Consider the following 15,129-nt stretch of genomic DNA (forward strand, 5'->3'; position numbering starts at 1 on the left):
CGCTCCTCTCAAAAGGCTGGGAAATCAGCAGGACGCCGGGTTGGCGGTGCTGTCGGTGGCGTACGCGGTGAGAGTCGCGACCTGCGGGACACCGCGCGCGGCGGTGACCCGCAGCCGCAGCCGGTCGCTGTTCACGGCGGCGGTCAGCGGCACGATCCGCTTGTATCCGACCGTTCCGGCGGCGGCGACCTGTTGCCAGCCGCCGTTGATCCAGGCGTCCACGGCGAACGCCTCGATGCGCTGGCCGTTGCCGACCGACTCCTGCAGCAGGAGCCGGTCGAACGTGCGGGCCCGGCAGGCGGTCAGTTCGACAGCGCCGGTGGTGGCACCACCCGAGGGCGACCAGTACGTGCCCAGGGCCGTGTCGGTGAGGGCGGCGTGGGTGCCGGTCGCACCCGCCGTGGCGAACAGCTCCCGGCCGTACCGGGCGCGTTGTGCGGTGCCGAACCCGTCGAGGGCCGTGACGTCCGGCGCGTCGATCACGCCGGCCCGGTTCGGCGGGACGTTGAGCAGCAGGTTGGCGTTGCGACCCACCGCGTTCTCGTAGAGCTGCATCAGCGCGGCCGGCTGCTTGACCGAGCCGTTCTGGCCGGCGTGCCAGAACCAGCCGGGTCGGATGGACACGTCCGCCTCGGCCGGATACCAGGACAGGTACGTGACAGTCCCCAGGTTGCGTCCGATCAGCGCGCTGGAACCCAGGTCACCCGACGCGGCACCGCTGAGCATGTCGTCGTCACGGTTCAACGCGCCGGGATCGGCGCCCTTGAACGGCAGTGCGCTCCACTCGTCGGCCCGGAACGCCCCGGACTCGGAGCCGACCCAGCGCACGTCCGGGCCGTTGATCGCGATCGTGGCGCCTGGTTGCAGGGCCCGGATCAGCCGGTACCAGTCACCGACCTGGTACGGCTGCGGGTACGCGGTGTACGGGTTGGCGCCGTCGAACCACACCTCGGCCATCGGCCCGTACTCGGTGAGCAGCTCGTAGAGCTGGTTGAGGAAGTAGGCGTTGTAGTCGTCGGCCTGGTACGTGTACGTCTGCGTCGGGGCGCGGGTGTCCCCGGCGACGAGCGTCGGGATGGTGACGTTCCGCTTGGCACTGCCGTTGCCGAACCGGTCGCCGCCGCGCCGGCCAGGGATCTCCGCGCCGTCGGCGGGGGAGAGGTAGAAGCCCACGGCGAGACCGGCCGAGCGGGCGGCGTCGACTGTGGCGCGAAGGATGTCGTTCTGGCTGGTCCGGCCCCACCAGGGGCTGCTGCGCACCGAGTGGGTGCTGTATCGCGACGGGTAGAGCAGGAACCCGTCGTGGTGCTTGACGGTGAGGATGACCTGCTTGAAACCGTTGCGCTTGAGCACGTCGATCCACTGTGTCGGGTTGACCACCGTGGGGTTGAACTGGGCCGGGTCCTCGTTCCCACTGCCCCATTCGACGTCGGTGAAGGTGTTCATGCCGTAGTGCAGGAACGCCGTCAGCTCGCGTTGTTGCCAGGCCAGTTGGGCGGCTGACGGTGTGACCTGGGCTGCCTTCTGCCGGATCCGGTCGAGAGTGTCGCACCGGTCGACGGTGATGACGGTGGCCGGTGTGACCGGGCCGCTGCTGCCCGGGTCGCTCGCGCAGCCGGGGGGCGGCGGGGTGCCACCACAGACCGGCGCGTCGAGCTGGAAGTCGGCCGGACCGGCGGCGCCGGTCATCGACGCGAGGGCGACGGCGTCCAGCGTGCCGTGCCAGCCGCGGTTGCGAGCGCCGGCGTCGTTGCCGAAGGCCAGCAGACCCTGCGACGCGTTGGCCGCCGCCACCGGTGTGGTGACTGTGGTGCCCACCTGGCAGCCGTTGACGTACGCGACGAGCCGTGCCGCGGTGTCACTCACGTACTCGTAGGCCAACGCCACGTGGGTGTCCTGCGTGTCGGCCAGGTTCGGCCCGCTCTGCCGGGTGTCGTGGTACGGCGCGTCCGGCCCGTACATGCCGAACTCGGTAGTGGTCTGCGAGCCACTGGCGTAGCGGTAGTAGCCGCCGCCGGCGAGGCTGAGCAGCGTGTCGAAGGTGATCGTGGCGCCGCTCTGTCGGCGTACGACCGCCTCGGCCAGCAGGCTCTTGTTGACGTACTTCGCGCTGGTCACCGGGATCCGTGGGGTGAACCCGATGCCGGTGCCCCCTCCGGTGAGCGTGACGGTCGTACCGCTGATCACCTCACTGCCGGCCAGCCGGGTGAGCTGCCCGTCGACCAGTTCCCCGGTCGAGGGGGTGTAGCCGGTGGTGGAGGTGAACGTGCCGCTGAAGCCGACGTCGAGCAGCGGTTGGTAGTCAGCCGCCGCGACGCGCCACTGCTGGTTGGTGGCGGTGGCGCAGGGCCAGAGGATGAGTCTGGTGTTGTTGGCGGTGGCACCGCCGTTGGCGTCGAGGCAGGTGCCGGTGGCCTGGTTGCGCAGGGTTCTGGTGGTGGTGTCGTAGGTCCAGCGTTGGTTGGTGGCGGTGCCGCAGGTGGTGATGGTGGCGGCGGCGCCGGCTGTGGTGCTGGCGGGGGCGAGGCATTTGCCGCGGTTGCGGATGGTGTTGTCGGCTTGGCGGGTCCAGATCTGGTTGGTCGCTGCGGTGCAGTCCCAGAGGATCAGGGCGGTGCCGTCGGTGGTGGCGGCGCCGGGCACGTCGACACAGCGTCCGCTGGCCACTCCCGTGATCGTGCCGTCCCCCGGGGCCGCGGCGGCCGGTGCCGCCCGTGGGGTGAGCTGGACCAGGCAGGTGGCGAGCAGGGCCAGGGCGGCCAGGGTGGCGCCGCTTGCGCGCGCGCGGCGGCGCAGGGTGCGGGTCATGGGGGTGTCCTCTCCGGGAACGGGTCAGGGAGGGGTGGCGCAGAGGTGAGGTGACCTACGGGTACGGCCGGCCGGCGGTGAGGGCCGGCGTCACACCAGCCACTGCTGGTTGGTGGCGGTGGTGCAGGGCCAGAGGATGAGTCTGGTGTTGTTGGCGGTGGCACCGCCGTTGGCGTCGAGGCAGGTGCCGGTGGCCTGGTTGCGCAGGGTTTTGGTGGTGGTGTCGTAGGTCCAGCGTTGGTTGGTGGCGGTGCCGCAGGTGGTGATGGTGGCGGCGGCGCCGGCTGTGGTGCTGGCGGGGGCGAGGCATTTGCCGCGGTTGCGGATGGTGTTGTCGGCTTGGCGGGTCCAGATCTGGTTGGTCGCTGCGGTGCAGTCCCAGAGGATCAGGGCGGTGCCGTCGGTGGTGGCGGCGCCGGGCACGTCGACACAACGTCCGCTGGCCACCCCGGCGATCGTGCCGGTCGCGGCGTCGGAGACCGCCTGGTAGCGGTGCCCGGCTTCGGCCGTGAACGTCACCCGGTCACCCGTCCGGTTCACCGGCACGGCCTGGTTCGTGGTCAGGTCCACCAGCGAGGCGGTGGCCAGCATCGGATTCCGTACGGTGAGGGAGCCGCTGTTGCCTGCGGTCAGCGTGATCCGGCTGGCCAGCCGGTTGCGCCACTCGGTGTCCACAGTGATGTTCCCGCGGGCCCGCAATCCGCTGACCGAGCCGGTGGGCCAGGCCGCCGGCACGGCGGGCAGCACGTCGACGACACCGTTCTGGCTCTGCAGCAGCATCTCCGCCATTCCGGCGGTGGCCCCGAAGTTGCCGTCGATCTGGAACGGCGGGTGGGTGTCGAACAGGTTGGCGAGGGTGCTGCTCTTGAGCTGCTCGCTGAGCATCTTGTGGGCGTGGTCGCCATCGAGCAGCCGGGCCCAGAAGTTGATTTTCCAGGCCTTGCTCCAGCCGGTGCCGCCGTCGCCGCGCGCCGTGAGGGAAACGCGGGCGGCGTTGGCGAGAGCGGGGGTGGTCGACGGTGATATCTGCCGCCCCGGGTGCAGGGCGTACAGGTGCGAGACGTGCCGGTGGTCGTTGGTCGGGCTGTCCCAGTCCGCCTTCCACTCCTGCAACTGACCCCAGGAGCCGACCCGCAGGCCGGGGTCGAGCTTGTTCAGGGTGGTCTGCCACTGCCCGCGCAGGGTGGCGTCGACGCCGAGCGTGGCGCTCGCCTCGATGGTGTTCGTGAGCAGGTCCCACACGATCTGCTCGCTCATCGATGCGCCGGCCGAGAAGTCACCCTGCTCGGGTGAGTAGCTGGGCGAGACGACCAGCCTGCCGTCGCGCGGATCGAGGTGCAGGTTGGCCCGCCAGAACTCCGCGGCCTCCTTCATCGCCGGGTACGCCTGGTCGCGGAGGAACGTCGTGTCGCGGGTGAAGCGGTAGTGCTCGTAGAGGTGCTGGCACAACCACGCGGCCGCCTCCGGGAACCAGAAGGCGGTGGCCCAGTCCTGGACGCCGGTGAAGCCGTACGGGTTGGTGCTGAGGTGCGTGACCCAGCCGCTCGTACCGTAGATGTTCTGCGCGGTGACCCGGCCTGGCGCGCGCAGGGCGTCGATGAAGTCGAACAGCGGCGTGGCGGTCTCCGCCAGGTTCGTGGTCTCCGCCGGCCAGTAGTTCATCTGGACGTTGATGTTGGTGTGGTAGTCAGCCTGCCAGGGCGGGGTGTTGGAGTTGTTCCAGATGCCCTGCAGGTTGGCCGGCAGGGAGCCGCCGCGGGAGGACGAGATGAGCAGGTACCGGCCGAAGGAGAAGTACAACGACTCCAGCGCGCGGTCCTGGGCTCGCCCAGCGGCACCGGTGTAGGCCGACCGCAGCTCGTCGGTGGGAACGTTCGGCATCTGCCCGCCCACGTTGAGCCGGACGCGGTCGAAGAGACTCTTGTAGTCGGCGAGGTGGGCCGCGCGCAGCGCCGCCACCGTCGAGGCAGCCGCGCCGTCGACCGCCTGGGTGACCTGGGCGTGGGGGTCGGCGCCGCGATAGCTGGGGTAGGTGTCGGCGTACGACGTCGCGGCGGACAGCACGATGAACGCCGAGTCGGCGCCGGTGACGGTGATCCGGTCGGTGCCGTCGGTCCGGGTGCCACCTGTGGTCACCACCCGGTACTGGGTTTCGTGGGTCAGCCCGTTGCCGGGCAGCGCGCCCCGCACGGTGATCCGACCGTTCGCCACGGTGACGGTGCTGCCGGGCTGGGCCGAGGCGGTACGCAGGACGAAGGAGACCTTGCCGGCCTGGCTGGCCGACAGCCGGGTGACGATCACGTTGCGGGGGTGGCTGGCGAAGTACTCGCGCTGGTAGGACACCCCGCCGTAGGAGTATCCGACGCGAGCGGTGGCCTCGGCGAGATCCAGCTCGCGACGATAGTCGCTCACGGTGGCCGGGGTGCCGGTCATGTCGAGGTACATGTCGGCGAGGTTCTGGTACGAGCCGAATCCGGTCGCCGGCTGACCGAGTGCCGTGGCGACCGAGCCAGGTGCCATCCGTGTGTCCCGGTCGATCTGAGCCTGCACGCCGGTCAGGGCTCCGGGCCGTGGTGACGTCCAGTTGCCGTGGTTGTAGCCGCTGGTGCCGGGTCCACCCGTCCAGAGTGTCTTCTCGTTGAGTTGCAGGCGTTCGGTCTGGATGCCACCGAAGACCATGGCGCCGAGCGCACCGTTGCCCAGCGGAAGCGCGTTGCTCTCCCAGTTGGCGGCGGGCTCGTCGTACCAGAGCGCCAGCCCGGGGTCGGCGGCTGCTTCGGCCGGAGCGGAGTTCGCGGACGCGGCGGTCAGGGCCGCGGCCACGAGAAGAGCCGCTGCTGCGGCTCGCAGGATCGTCTGGGTACGGCCGATGACAGGCATAGGGCCTCCTCTATGCCATGGGAGTTAACGTGGGATGTATATTTTTGTCAATGGGTCGTACTCGAAAACCTGGTGAGGTTGCCTGCGATGAAGATCGCGACCTGAATGGTGGATCGCCAGCCCATCTCGGCCTATTGCCTGAACCATCGACAGCTGTTAGACATCAGATGTCCGAGCTCTCAAACCCGGAAACATCCGATGTATGCGGGGTGGTGTTGGTGAAGCTTCTGCGATCACGGCATCGCGGTGCGGACATGGCCAGCCCCGCGGCGTCAGCCGCGGTGGGGCCTGCGTGCTGACGGTCGACGCGCACCATCACCTCTGGGGGAAACCGCCCGCCTGCGCCCGGCTCGACGACGACCGGATGCGGTCGGTCCGGCGTCCGTTCACAGTGGCCCAGTGGCAGGCGCAACTGCGCGCGGCCGAGGTCGATCGCTCCATCCTCGTGGAGAGTGGGCGATGCGACGAGGCGGAGTCGGAGGACCTGCTCCGGTGGGCGACCGAGGCGCCGCAGATCGCCGGTGTGGTGCTGTGGGCTGACCTGACCGGTCCCGGCTTGGAGGCCCGCATCGCCAGACACCTCCGGCGCGCCGGTGGCGATCGGGTGGTCGGTGTCCGCGCCCAGATCCAGGCCGAGCCGGATCCGGACCATCTGGACCGCCCGGACGTGCGCCGCGGCCTCCGTGTCGTCGCGGCAGCCGGGCTGGCCTTCGACCTGCTGGTCCGGGTGGACCAGCTGCCCGCCGCGGCGCGGGCCGCCGCGGCGCTGCCGCACGTCCGCTTCGTCCTCGATCATCTCGGCAAACCGGAGATCCGGGCGGGTGCGACCGGGCTGGCCCGGTGGCGCGAGCCGTTCGCGGCGTTGGCCGAGCAGCCCAATGTCACGGCCAAGATGTCCGGCCTGGTGACGGAGGCCGACTGGGTCTCGTGGCGGGCCGACGACCTGCGACCGTTCGTCCGCGAGGCGCTCGACCGTTTCGGGCCGGATCGTTTGATGTTCGGTTCGGACTGGCCACTGTGCCTGCTCGCGGGCAGCTACGGCCGGGCGCGGGCCGCGCTGCACCAGGTGTTGCCGGCGCTGTCCGAGGCGGCCTCACACGCGATCTTCGGAGGCACCGCCGCGCGGGTCTACCGGCTGGCGGTCTGACCCGGCGATCATGGGAACGGGTCCAACCCCGAACATGTGCGGAGGCGGCGATGGCTCTCACCGACGAGGCGATCGGCAAGATCAAGATGATGATCACGTCGGGCGAGCTCGGCCCCGGCGATCGACTGCCGAAGGAGGCGGACCTGGCCCGGCGGCTCGGTCTGTCCCGCAACTCCCTGCGTGAAGCGGTGAAGGCCCTGTCCATCATCCGCATCCTGGATGTCCGCCAGGGTGACGGCACCTACGTCACCAGCCTTGCCCCACAGTTGCTGCTCGACATGCTCAATTTCGTCGTGGACTTCCACCGCGACGACACAGTGCTGGAGTTCCTTGAGGTCCGGCGCATCCTTGAGCCGGCCGCCACGGCGCTGGCCGCGCAGCGGATGGCCGCCGAGGACGTCGCCGGCCTCCAGGCCGTGCTCGACAACCTCGGCGACACCCACGACGTGGAGGCCCTGGTCGCCAACGATCTGCAGTTCCACCGCCTGATCGCCGTCGGCTCCGGAAACACGGTGCTGTGCTCGCTGCTCGACGGGCTCTCCGGGCCCACCACCCGGGCCCGCATCTGGCGCGGTGTCACCCAGCAGGGCGTCATCACCCGGACCCGGGAGCAGCATCAGGCGATTGTCGACGCGATCACGATCGGGCACGCCGACCTTGCGCGTTCCTGGGCGACAGTGCACATCGCCGGCGTCGAGGAGTGGCTCCGCAGGGCACTGTGACCGACCATGGCCGCTGACCGGCTTGCGAGTCGTACGGCGATGGCGGTGTCGATTCAGGCCCGCACGACGCGGGCGATGCTCGCCCGGATGGGCGCGTAGTGGTCGGCGATGGCGGCTTGCAGGCCGGCCACGTTGCCGGCCGCGATCGCGTCCACGATTGCCCGGTGACGGTGGGCGGTGATCAGCCGGTCCTCCGGCTCGGTGCGCAGCGTGGGAGCGACGATGGCCTGGACCTGCCAGAACGCCTCGGTCAGCTGGAGGATCAGGTCGTTGCCGAGGGGCTCGAGCAACTTCACGTGGAAGGCCCGGTCGACATCGAGGAAGTCCTTCCCCTGGGCCGCCAGGCTCTCCATCTCGTCGACGAGCGCGGAGAGGGCCACCCGGTGCTCGCCGTCGAGGACGGCGATGACCTGGGCTGCGAGCCCCTGCTCGAGGGTCTGGCGGACATCGACGACCTGCCCCAGCACGTGGTGATCTTCCTCGCCGCTCAGGAGGCCGCGGAAGGTCAGGCCCTCCACGAGAGCGGCGAGGGACATGCGGCCGACGAACGTGCCGTGACCGTGCCGCACCTCGACGATGTCGAGGGCAGAGAGGATCTTGACGGCCTCGCGCACGCTGGACCGGCTGGCGCCCACCGCGTCGCACAGCTCCGCCTCGGTGGGGAGGATGTCTCCCGGCTTGAGGCGATTCCGCAGGATGTACTCCTTGATCTTGGTAGCGACTTCCTGCCGGCGGGGACCTGGGCGCTCCGCACCGCGTAGCGGAGTGGCGTCAATGGTCGTCATCTGGCACTTGCCCTTCCCTCACGAATCTGACACGCTCACCCTATCGGCATCAGATGTCAGACGTCAGACCCCATTATCTTCGAATCCCTCAGCGCGAGCGTCACGCGAGCGCATGAAGAGCCTATGGAGGCAGCTACGTGAGCACCACCGTTAAGCCATCGGGGAGTTGGCGCGTCCCCCCGCGTCGGCTCCGCTCGCTGGCCGTCGCGTCCACTGCGGCAACCCTCGCTCTCGGACTCGTCGCGTGCAGCGGCGGGCCGGCTTCGACCAACGCCGTCGAGGGGGGCGGGGGGAAGACCTCCATCGAGACCACCCTGGCGTTCACCCTCTCCAGCGGGTTCGACCCGGGTAACGCCTCGTCGGCGGTGGCGACCGCGGTCAACCAGCACATCTTCGAGGGTCTGATCGATCTAGACCCGGTCACGCGGGAACCCTACCGTGCTCTCGCGAAGGAAGACCCGGTGGCCAGCGCCGACGGGCTCACCTACACCGTGGCGGTGCGTGACGGCGCGAAGTTCTCCGACGGCACCCCGGTCACCGCCGAGGACGTCGCCTGGTCCTTCACCCGGGTCCTCAAGCCGGCCGACCCCAAGGCCCCGCCGCTGATGCAGGGCTTCGTGTCGTTCATCGACTCGGTGACCGCCAAGGACGCGACGACCGCCGAGTTCAAGCTGAAGTACCCGTTCGCCCTGTTCTCCGAGCGGATCGCCGTCATCAAGATCCTGCCGAAGGCGAAGACCGCGGACGCGGACGCGTCGAAGGCCTTCGACACGGCACCGATCGGCTCCGGCCCCTTCAAGATGGACAGCGCGTCCAAGGAGTCGGGTATCAAGCTCAGCAAGAACCCGAACTACAGCGGGCCCCGTCCGGCCAAGGTCGAGACGATGACCTGGAACACCACCTCCGAGGCCTCCGCGCGGGTGTCGGACCTGCAGGGCGGCCGAGTCCAGGCCATCGAGTCGGTGCCTTACCTGAACGTCGACTCGCTCAAGGACAAGTACACGGTCGACGTGAAGCAGGCCTTCAACCAGGTCTTCCTCATGTTCAACTCGTCGGCGGCGCCGTTCAACGACAAGCGGGTGCGCCAGGCCCTGCACTACGCGATCAACAAGGACGAGGTCATCAAGACCGCGCTCAACGGTTACGGCACGGCGGCGACGAGCTACCTGGACGAGGGCAACAAGGACTACCAGAAGGCCGCCACCGTCTACGACTACAACCTGGAAAAGGCCAAGAGCCTGCTCCAGGAGGCCGGCGTCTCGAACCTGAAGTTCCAGCTCGACACCACGGACAACTCCGCCGTGAAGGATGTCGCCCCGCTGGTCATCGAGCAGTGGAAGAAGATCGGCGTCACCGCCACCCTCAACACCGTGCCGTCCTCGGCCATCTACGGTGACATCGTTCCGAAGGACACCTTCCGGGTCCTGATGGCCACCGGAGACCCCAGCGTCTTCGGCGTCGACACCGACCTGCTGATGCGCTGGTTCTACTACGGCGAGACCTGGCCGGGCCTGCGCTACCGGTGGAACGCCACCGACCGCAAGGCCATGGCCGACCTGCTCGACAAGGCCGCGCAGACCTCCGACGAGGCGGCCCGCAAGGCCCTGTGGAAGCAGGCTCTGGACAAGGTGGCCGACGAGGTCCCCCTGTACCCGATCCTGCACACCAAGGTCGTCACCGCGTACGACCCCGCGAAGCTCAGCGACTTCTCGGGCGCGGCGACCACAGGCCTGTACTTCCTGGGCAGCAGCCGAAAGGGCTGAGCCCGCTTCGGGGGCCCGGACCCCGGCCCCTAGCGTCCCGCCCAGCCCTGTCCCTTGGGCTGGGCGGGACGTCCCGGCGGCCCTCGACGAAAGAAAGACACCATGCTGAGCGTTCTGAGCCTGGTCACGCGACGACTCCTGACCCTGATACCCCTGGTGCTGGGCATCACGATCTTCGTTTTCGTGATCATGCAGTTCTCCCCGATCGATCCCGCGTTGTCCGTCCTCGGCGACCAGGCAACCGCCGCGCAGGTGGCCGCGTTCAAGGCCGCCAACGGCCTCGACGACCCGCTGCCCCTGCGGTACCTGCACTTCCTGGGCGACCTGCTCCGGGGCGATCTGGGCATGACCTTCCCGCCGTCCGTCCCGGTCGCCGACAAGATCGCCACCGCGCTGCCGCTGACGATCCAGCTGACCGCCCTCGGCATCGTCGGCGCGCTGATCATCGCGTTGGCCCTCGGCATCCCCGCGGCGCTGTACCGCGATCGCTGGCCCGACCAGGTCATCCGGTTCGTCTCGATGGCCGGTATCGCCATGCCGTCGTTCTGGCTGGCCCTCCTGCTCATCCAGGAGTTCTCGGTCCGCCGCCCCGTCTTCCCGACCGGCGGGTACGTCAACCCCGGTGACTCGTTCTCGCTCTGGCTCCAGTCGCTCGCCATGCCGGCGCTCGCTCTCGCCGTCCCGGTCGGCTGCTCACTGGCCAGAATCGTGCGGACGTCGATGGTCGAGGAACTCGACAAGGACTACGTGCGCACCGCCATCGGCGCCGGCCTGCCGCCCCGCGTGGTGGTCGGCCGCAACGTGCTGCGCAACGCGCTCGTCAACCCGCTCACCGTGCTGGGCCTGCGGATCGGCTACCTGCTGGGCGGCACTGTCGTCATCGAGGCCATCTTCTCGCTGCCCGGCATGGGCACCCAGATCATGAGCGCGGTGCAGCAGAACGACACCGCCCTCGCGCAGGGAACCGTGCTGACGATCGCCATCTGCTTCGTCGTCGTGAACCTGGTGGTCGACATCCTCTACCTCTTCGCCAACCCTCGACTGCGCGGAGCCCACTGATGCGTCGAACACTCACCGCCCGGCTGTCGGCTCCCGGCATCGCCTTCAAACGGCTCAGCATCACGGCCCGGATCGCACTGAGCTTCGTCCTGCTCATCGTCGTGGTGGGCATCTTCGCGCCGCTACTCCTGCGGCACGACCCCGCGCAGGCCGGGCTTGGTGCCGCGCTGACCGGCCCGAACGGCGACTACTGGTTCGGCTTGGACAAGCTCGGACGCGACGTGTTCTCACGGCTGGTCGCCGGCACCCGCCGCTCGTTGATCGTGGGCTTCGGCAGCGCCGGCATCGCCCTGGTGGTCGGCGCGATTCTGGGCGCGCTGGCGGGAACCAGCCGGCCCGCGATCGACGAGGTGGTGATGCGGTGCCTCGACGTCGTCATGGCATTCCCCGCCATCGTGCTCTCCGCCCTGCTGATCATCTCCTTCGGCAAGAACAGCCTCGTGGTCCTCGTGGTCGCGATCGGGTTCGTCTTCGTGCCCTCGATCGCGCGCATCGTGCGCGCCAACGTGCTCTCGCAGTACCGGGAGGACTACGTCGCGGCCGAACGGATCATCGGTGCCCGACGGCCGCACATCCTCTGGCGGCACATCCTGCGCAACTGCGCCGCCCCGATCCTCGTCTTCGTCACCGTCATGGTGGCCGACGCGATCGTGTTCGAGGCGTCCCTCTCCTTCATCGGTGGCGGGCTCGCGCCCCAGGAGGCGGCCTCCTCGTGGGGTTCGGTGATCGCCTTCGGCAAGGAGATGGTGCAGATCGGTGGCTGGTGGGCCACGTTCTTCCCCGGCCTGCTGATCCTGCTGACCGTGCTCGCCCTGAACGTGCTCTCCGAGGGGATGTCCGACGCCTGGGCCGCCCCGGCGGCGCGGCGTGCCACCGCGACGAAGGTCGGCGACGCGCAGGAGGAGGCGCAGCCCGGCTCCGGTGAGGTGGTGCAGCTGCCCGGCCTGGCCGAGGCGGCGCAGCGGCTGCGCGAGCGGGCCCGTCCGCTCCCGGAGGGTGAGCCCGTCCTGGAGGTCCGGAACCTGTCGATCGGGTTCGAGGGGCGCCACCGTGGCGTCGACATCGTCGACGACCTGACCTTCGACGTCCGCCCCGGCGAGGTGATGGGCCTGGTGGGAGAGTCCGGCTCGGGCAAGTCCCTGACCTCGCTCGCCGTGATGGGCCTGCTGCCGCAGGGAGCCCGGGTCCGAGGCGAGGTCCGCTTCGCGGGCACCGACCTGCTGACGATGAGCACCAAACGACGTCGTGCCCTGATGGGCCGCGAGATCGCGATGGTCTACCAGGACGCCCTCTCGGCGTTGAACCCCTCACTGCGCGTCGGCCCCCAGCTCGCCCAGATGATCAGCCGAGGCGGCACCCGGTCGGCCGAGGAGCTGATGGACCTGGTGGGCCTGGACGCACGGCGCACCCTGTCCGCGTACCCGCATGAGCTGTCCGGCGGGCAGCGGCAGCGCGTGGTGATCGCCATGGCGCTGTCCCGGGACCCGCGCCTGATCATCGCCGACGAGCCGACCACCGCGCTCGACGTCACGGTCCAGGCGCAGGTCATGGAGCTGCTGCTGCGGCTGCGCGGCCAGCTGGGCTTCGCGTTGATCCTGGTCAGCCACGACCTGGCGCTGGTCAGCGACGTCGCGGACCGCGTCGTGGTGATGTACGGCGGGCAGATCATCGAGAGCGGCGTCACCGCCGACGTGGTCGGTGCGCCGGCACACCACTACGCCCGGGGTCTTCTCGGCTCCGTCCTCTCCCTTGAGGCCGGTGCGGAGCGGCTCACCCAGATCCGTGGTGTGGTGCCGTCGCCGGCCGACTTCCCGGCGGGATGCCGGTTCGCTGATCGCTGCCCCATGGCGACCGAGGTCTGCCGGACGGAGACGCCCCGCCTGGAGGGCGACGCCAACCACCGGTACGCCTGTCACCACCCGGCCGTCACCGTCAGGGAAGAGGAGCTGGCCCGATGAGTGCGACATCCCCGCGCGACTCGATCGTCGAGCTACGCGACGTGCACGTGGTTCACCGCACCCGCGGTGGCGGCCTGTTCGGCCGCGAGCGGGTGTACGCCCTCACCGGCGCGGACCTGACCGTGCGTACCGGCGAGACCATCGGGGTCGTCGGTGAGTCCGGCTGCGGCAAGTCCACGATGGCCAAGGTGCTGGTGGGCCTCCAGCGGCCGACGAGCGGCACTGTCGCCTTCGCCGGCAAGGAAGTCTGGTCGATGAACGCGTCGGAACGACGGCAGCACATCGGCGCCGGCGTCGGCATGATCTTCCAGGATCCGGCCACGTCGCTGAACCGGCGCATGCCGGTCCGCGACATCCTGCGCGATCCGCTCGACGTGCACCGCCGTGGCACCCGCAAGCAGCGTGAGGAGCGGGTCAACGAGCTGATGGCCCTGGTGGGGCTGCCCCGGTCGGTCGCCGACGTCCTGCCGAGCCAGCTCTCCGGTGGTCAACGCCAGCGGGTGTCCATCGCGCGTGCCCTCGCCCTGGAACCGGGCCTGGTCATCGCCGACGAGCCCACCAGCGCCCTCGACGTGTCGGTGCGGGCGCAGATCCTCAACCTGCTCCTGGACCTCAAGGAACGGCTGAACCTGGCCATGGTCTTCGTCTCGCACGACATCCAGACGGTCAAGCGGATCAGTGACCGCGTGGTCACCATGTACCTCGGCCGGATCGTGGAGCAGACACCCGCCGCCGGGCTTCCCGAGGTCGCGCAGCACCCGTACACGCGTGCGCTCTTCTCGGCCACGCCGGGTCTGCTCTCGCCCCTGGATCCCATCCCGCTCGTCGGCCCCGTCCCGCTCGCCACCAAGCCGCCGACCGGATGCCCGTTCCGCACCCGGTGCTGGAAGGCGACCGACGGCTGCGCCATCGAGATGCCGCCGGTCCGGTCGGGCGACGGCGGCGCCGGCTCCCACGAGTTCCGGTGTTACCACCCCGTACCCGCTGGATCCAGCAACACGGAGCTGGTCGAGCTCGCCAGAGCAGCGACCGGCCGCACCACCCCCCTACATCTCGAGGAGACAGCGTGACCACCCCTGCCCCGCGGTTCGCCGGAGTCGTGCCGCCGGTCGTCACCCCATTGACCGAGGAGGGTGCGGTCGACGTCGCCTCCCTGGAGCGGCTCATCGAGCGGATGCTCGGCGCAGGCGTCGACGGCATCTTCGCCCTCGGTAGCTCCGGCGAGACCGTCTTCCTCACCGACAGCCAGCGGGACCAGGCTCTCGAGGTCGTCGTGAAGACCGTCGCGGGCGCCGTACCGGTCATCGCCGGCTGCATCGAGCCCACCACGCGCCGGGTCCTCGACCGGGCCGACGCGTCGACGCGCCTGGGCGTCGACGGCCTGGTGGCCACGGCACCCTTCTACGCCATCGTCGGCCCGTACGAGGTCGAGCGTCACTTCCGGTCTCTCGCCGCGTCGGTCGAGCTTCCCCTGCTGGCGTACGACATTCCCGTCTGCGTGCACACGAAGCTCTCCCCGGGTCTGTTGAGCCAGCTGGCGGTGGAGGGCGTCCTCGCGGGTGTCAAGGACTCCAGTGGCGACGACGTCGCCTTCCGTCAGCTGGTGCTGGCGATCACGGAACGCGCGCCGGACGCCGGTTTCAGCCTGTTGACCGGGCACGAGGTGGTGGTCGACGCGATGATGCTCGCGGGCGCCTCCGGCTCGGTTCCCGGCCTGGCCAACGTGGACCCGGCGGGCTACGTGCGACTGCACCGGGCTTGCGTGAACGGCGACTGGGACACCGCCCGCGTGGAGCAGGACCGACTGACCCGGTTGTTCCGGATCGTCGACGCGGCCGACCCGGCGACGGCGGCGGGGGCGACCCGGGGCGTGGGCGCGTTCAAGACCGCCCTGGCCCTGCTCGGCGTCATCGACAGCAACACCGTGTCACTGCCGATGCGGCCGCTCGACGCCGACGAAGCGGCGCGGGTTCGTGCCCAGCTGGAACTGGCAGGGCTGCTCTAGCC

Annotated in this window: 10 protein-coding genes; 7 read left to right on the plus strand and 3 right to left on the minus strand. The window is 69.7% G+C overall.

Annotated elements, in window-relative coordinates; genetic code table 11:
• Window positions 1–24: 24 nt before the first annotated feature.
• On the minus strand, window positions 25–2,808 hold the full coding sequence (locus GA0070619_RS32945) for an alpha-L-fucosidase (protein ID WP_088946955.1): 2,784 nt from the start codon (window positions 2,806–2,808) through the stop codon (window positions 25–27).
• A gap of 90 nt (window positions 2,809–2,898) precedes the next feature.
• Entirely contained in the window at window positions 2,899–5,688 is a 2,790-nt protein-coding gene (locus tag GA0070619_RS04915) for a glycosyl hydrolase family 95 catalytic domain-containing protein (protein ID WP_088946956.1), read from the minus strand.
• 292 nt (window positions 5,689–5,980) lie between these two features.
• Here GA0070619_RS04915 and GA0070619_RS04920 point away from each other — a divergent pair, with 292 nt between their 5' ends.
• Both GA0070619_RS04920 and GA0070619_RS04925 read left to right on the plus strand, forming a co-directional pair.
• Window positions 5,981–6,835, plus strand: coding sequence for an amidohydrolase family protein (locus tag GA0070619_RS04920; RefSeq protein WP_231927268.1), 855 nt, complete (start codon window positions 5,981–5,983; stop codon window positions 6,833–6,835).
• A 50-nt stretch (window positions 6,836–6,885) separates the two neighbouring features.
• Window positions 6,886–7,557, plus strand: coding sequence for a FadR/GntR family transcriptional regulator (locus tag GA0070619_RS04925; RefSeq protein ID WP_088946958.1), 672 nt, complete (start codon window positions 6,886–6,888; stop codon window positions 7,555–7,557).
• A gap of 53 nt (window positions 7,558–7,610) precedes the next feature.
• Here the strand turns inward: GA0070619_RS04925 and GA0070619_RS04930 are convergent, their stop codons facing one another.
• Window positions 7,611–8,342, minus strand: coding sequence for a FadR/GntR family transcriptional regulator (locus GA0070619_RS04930; protein WP_088946959.1), 732 nt, complete (start codon window positions 8,340–8,342; stop codon window positions 7,611–7,613).
• 137 nt (window positions 8,343–8,479) lie between these two features.
• Between GA0070619_RS04930 and GA0070619_RS04935 the strand changes: the two genes are divergently transcribed.
• The 5 genes from GA0070619_RS04935 to GA0070619_RS04955 all read left to right on the plus strand — a co-directional run bounded on the left by GA0070619_RS04935 (window position 8,480) and on the right by GA0070619_RS04955 (window position 15,127).
• Window positions 8,480–10,105: an ABC transporter substrate-binding protein gene (locus GA0070619_RS04935; protein WP_088946960.1), complete on the plus strand. Its 1,626-nt coding sequence runs from the start codon at window positions 8,480–8,482 to the stop codon at window positions 10,103–10,105.
• A gap of 102 nt (window positions 10,106–10,207) precedes the next feature.
• Window positions 10,208–11,164 carry an ABC transporter permease gene (locus GA0070619_RS04940; RefSeq protein WP_088946961.1) on the plus strand — a complete coding sequence of 319 codons (957 nt, stop codon included), beginning with the start codon at window positions 10,208–10,210 and terminating at the stop codon, window positions 11,162–11,164.
• Complete coding sequence (locus tag GA0070619_RS04945) at window positions 11,164–13,122, plus strand: dipeptide/oligopeptide/nickel ABC transporter permease/ATP-binding protein (protein WP_088946962.1); 1,959 nt, start codon at window positions 11,164–11,166, stop codon at window positions 13,120–13,122. Before GA0070619_RS04940 ends, GA0070619_RS04945 begins: the two co-directional genes overlap by 1 nt.
• Window positions 13,119–14,192, plus strand: a complete 1,074-nt coding sequence (locus GA0070619_RS04950) for an oligopeptide/dipeptide ABC transporter ATP-binding protein (RefSeq protein WP_088946963.1) — start codon at window positions 13,119–13,121, stop codon at window positions 14,190–14,192. The genes GA0070619_RS04945 and GA0070619_RS04950 overlap by 4 nt, the downstream gene beginning before the upstream one ends.
• The gene (locus GA0070619_RS04955; RefSeq protein WP_088946964.1) at window positions 14,189–15,127 is read left to right on the plus strand and encodes a dihydrodipicolinate synthase family protein; all 939 of its coding nucleotides are present in this window, start codon (window positions 14,189–14,191) and stop codon (window positions 15,125–15,127) included. The genes GA0070619_RS04950 and GA0070619_RS04955 overlap by 4 nt, the downstream gene beginning before the upstream one ends.
• Window positions 15,128–15,129: the final 2 nt, after the last annotated feature.

This window comes from Micromonospora zamorensis (assembly GCF_900090275.1).
Lineage (GTDB): Bacteria > Actinomycetota > Actinomycetes > Mycobacteriales > Micromonosporaceae > Micromonospora > Micromonospora zamorensis.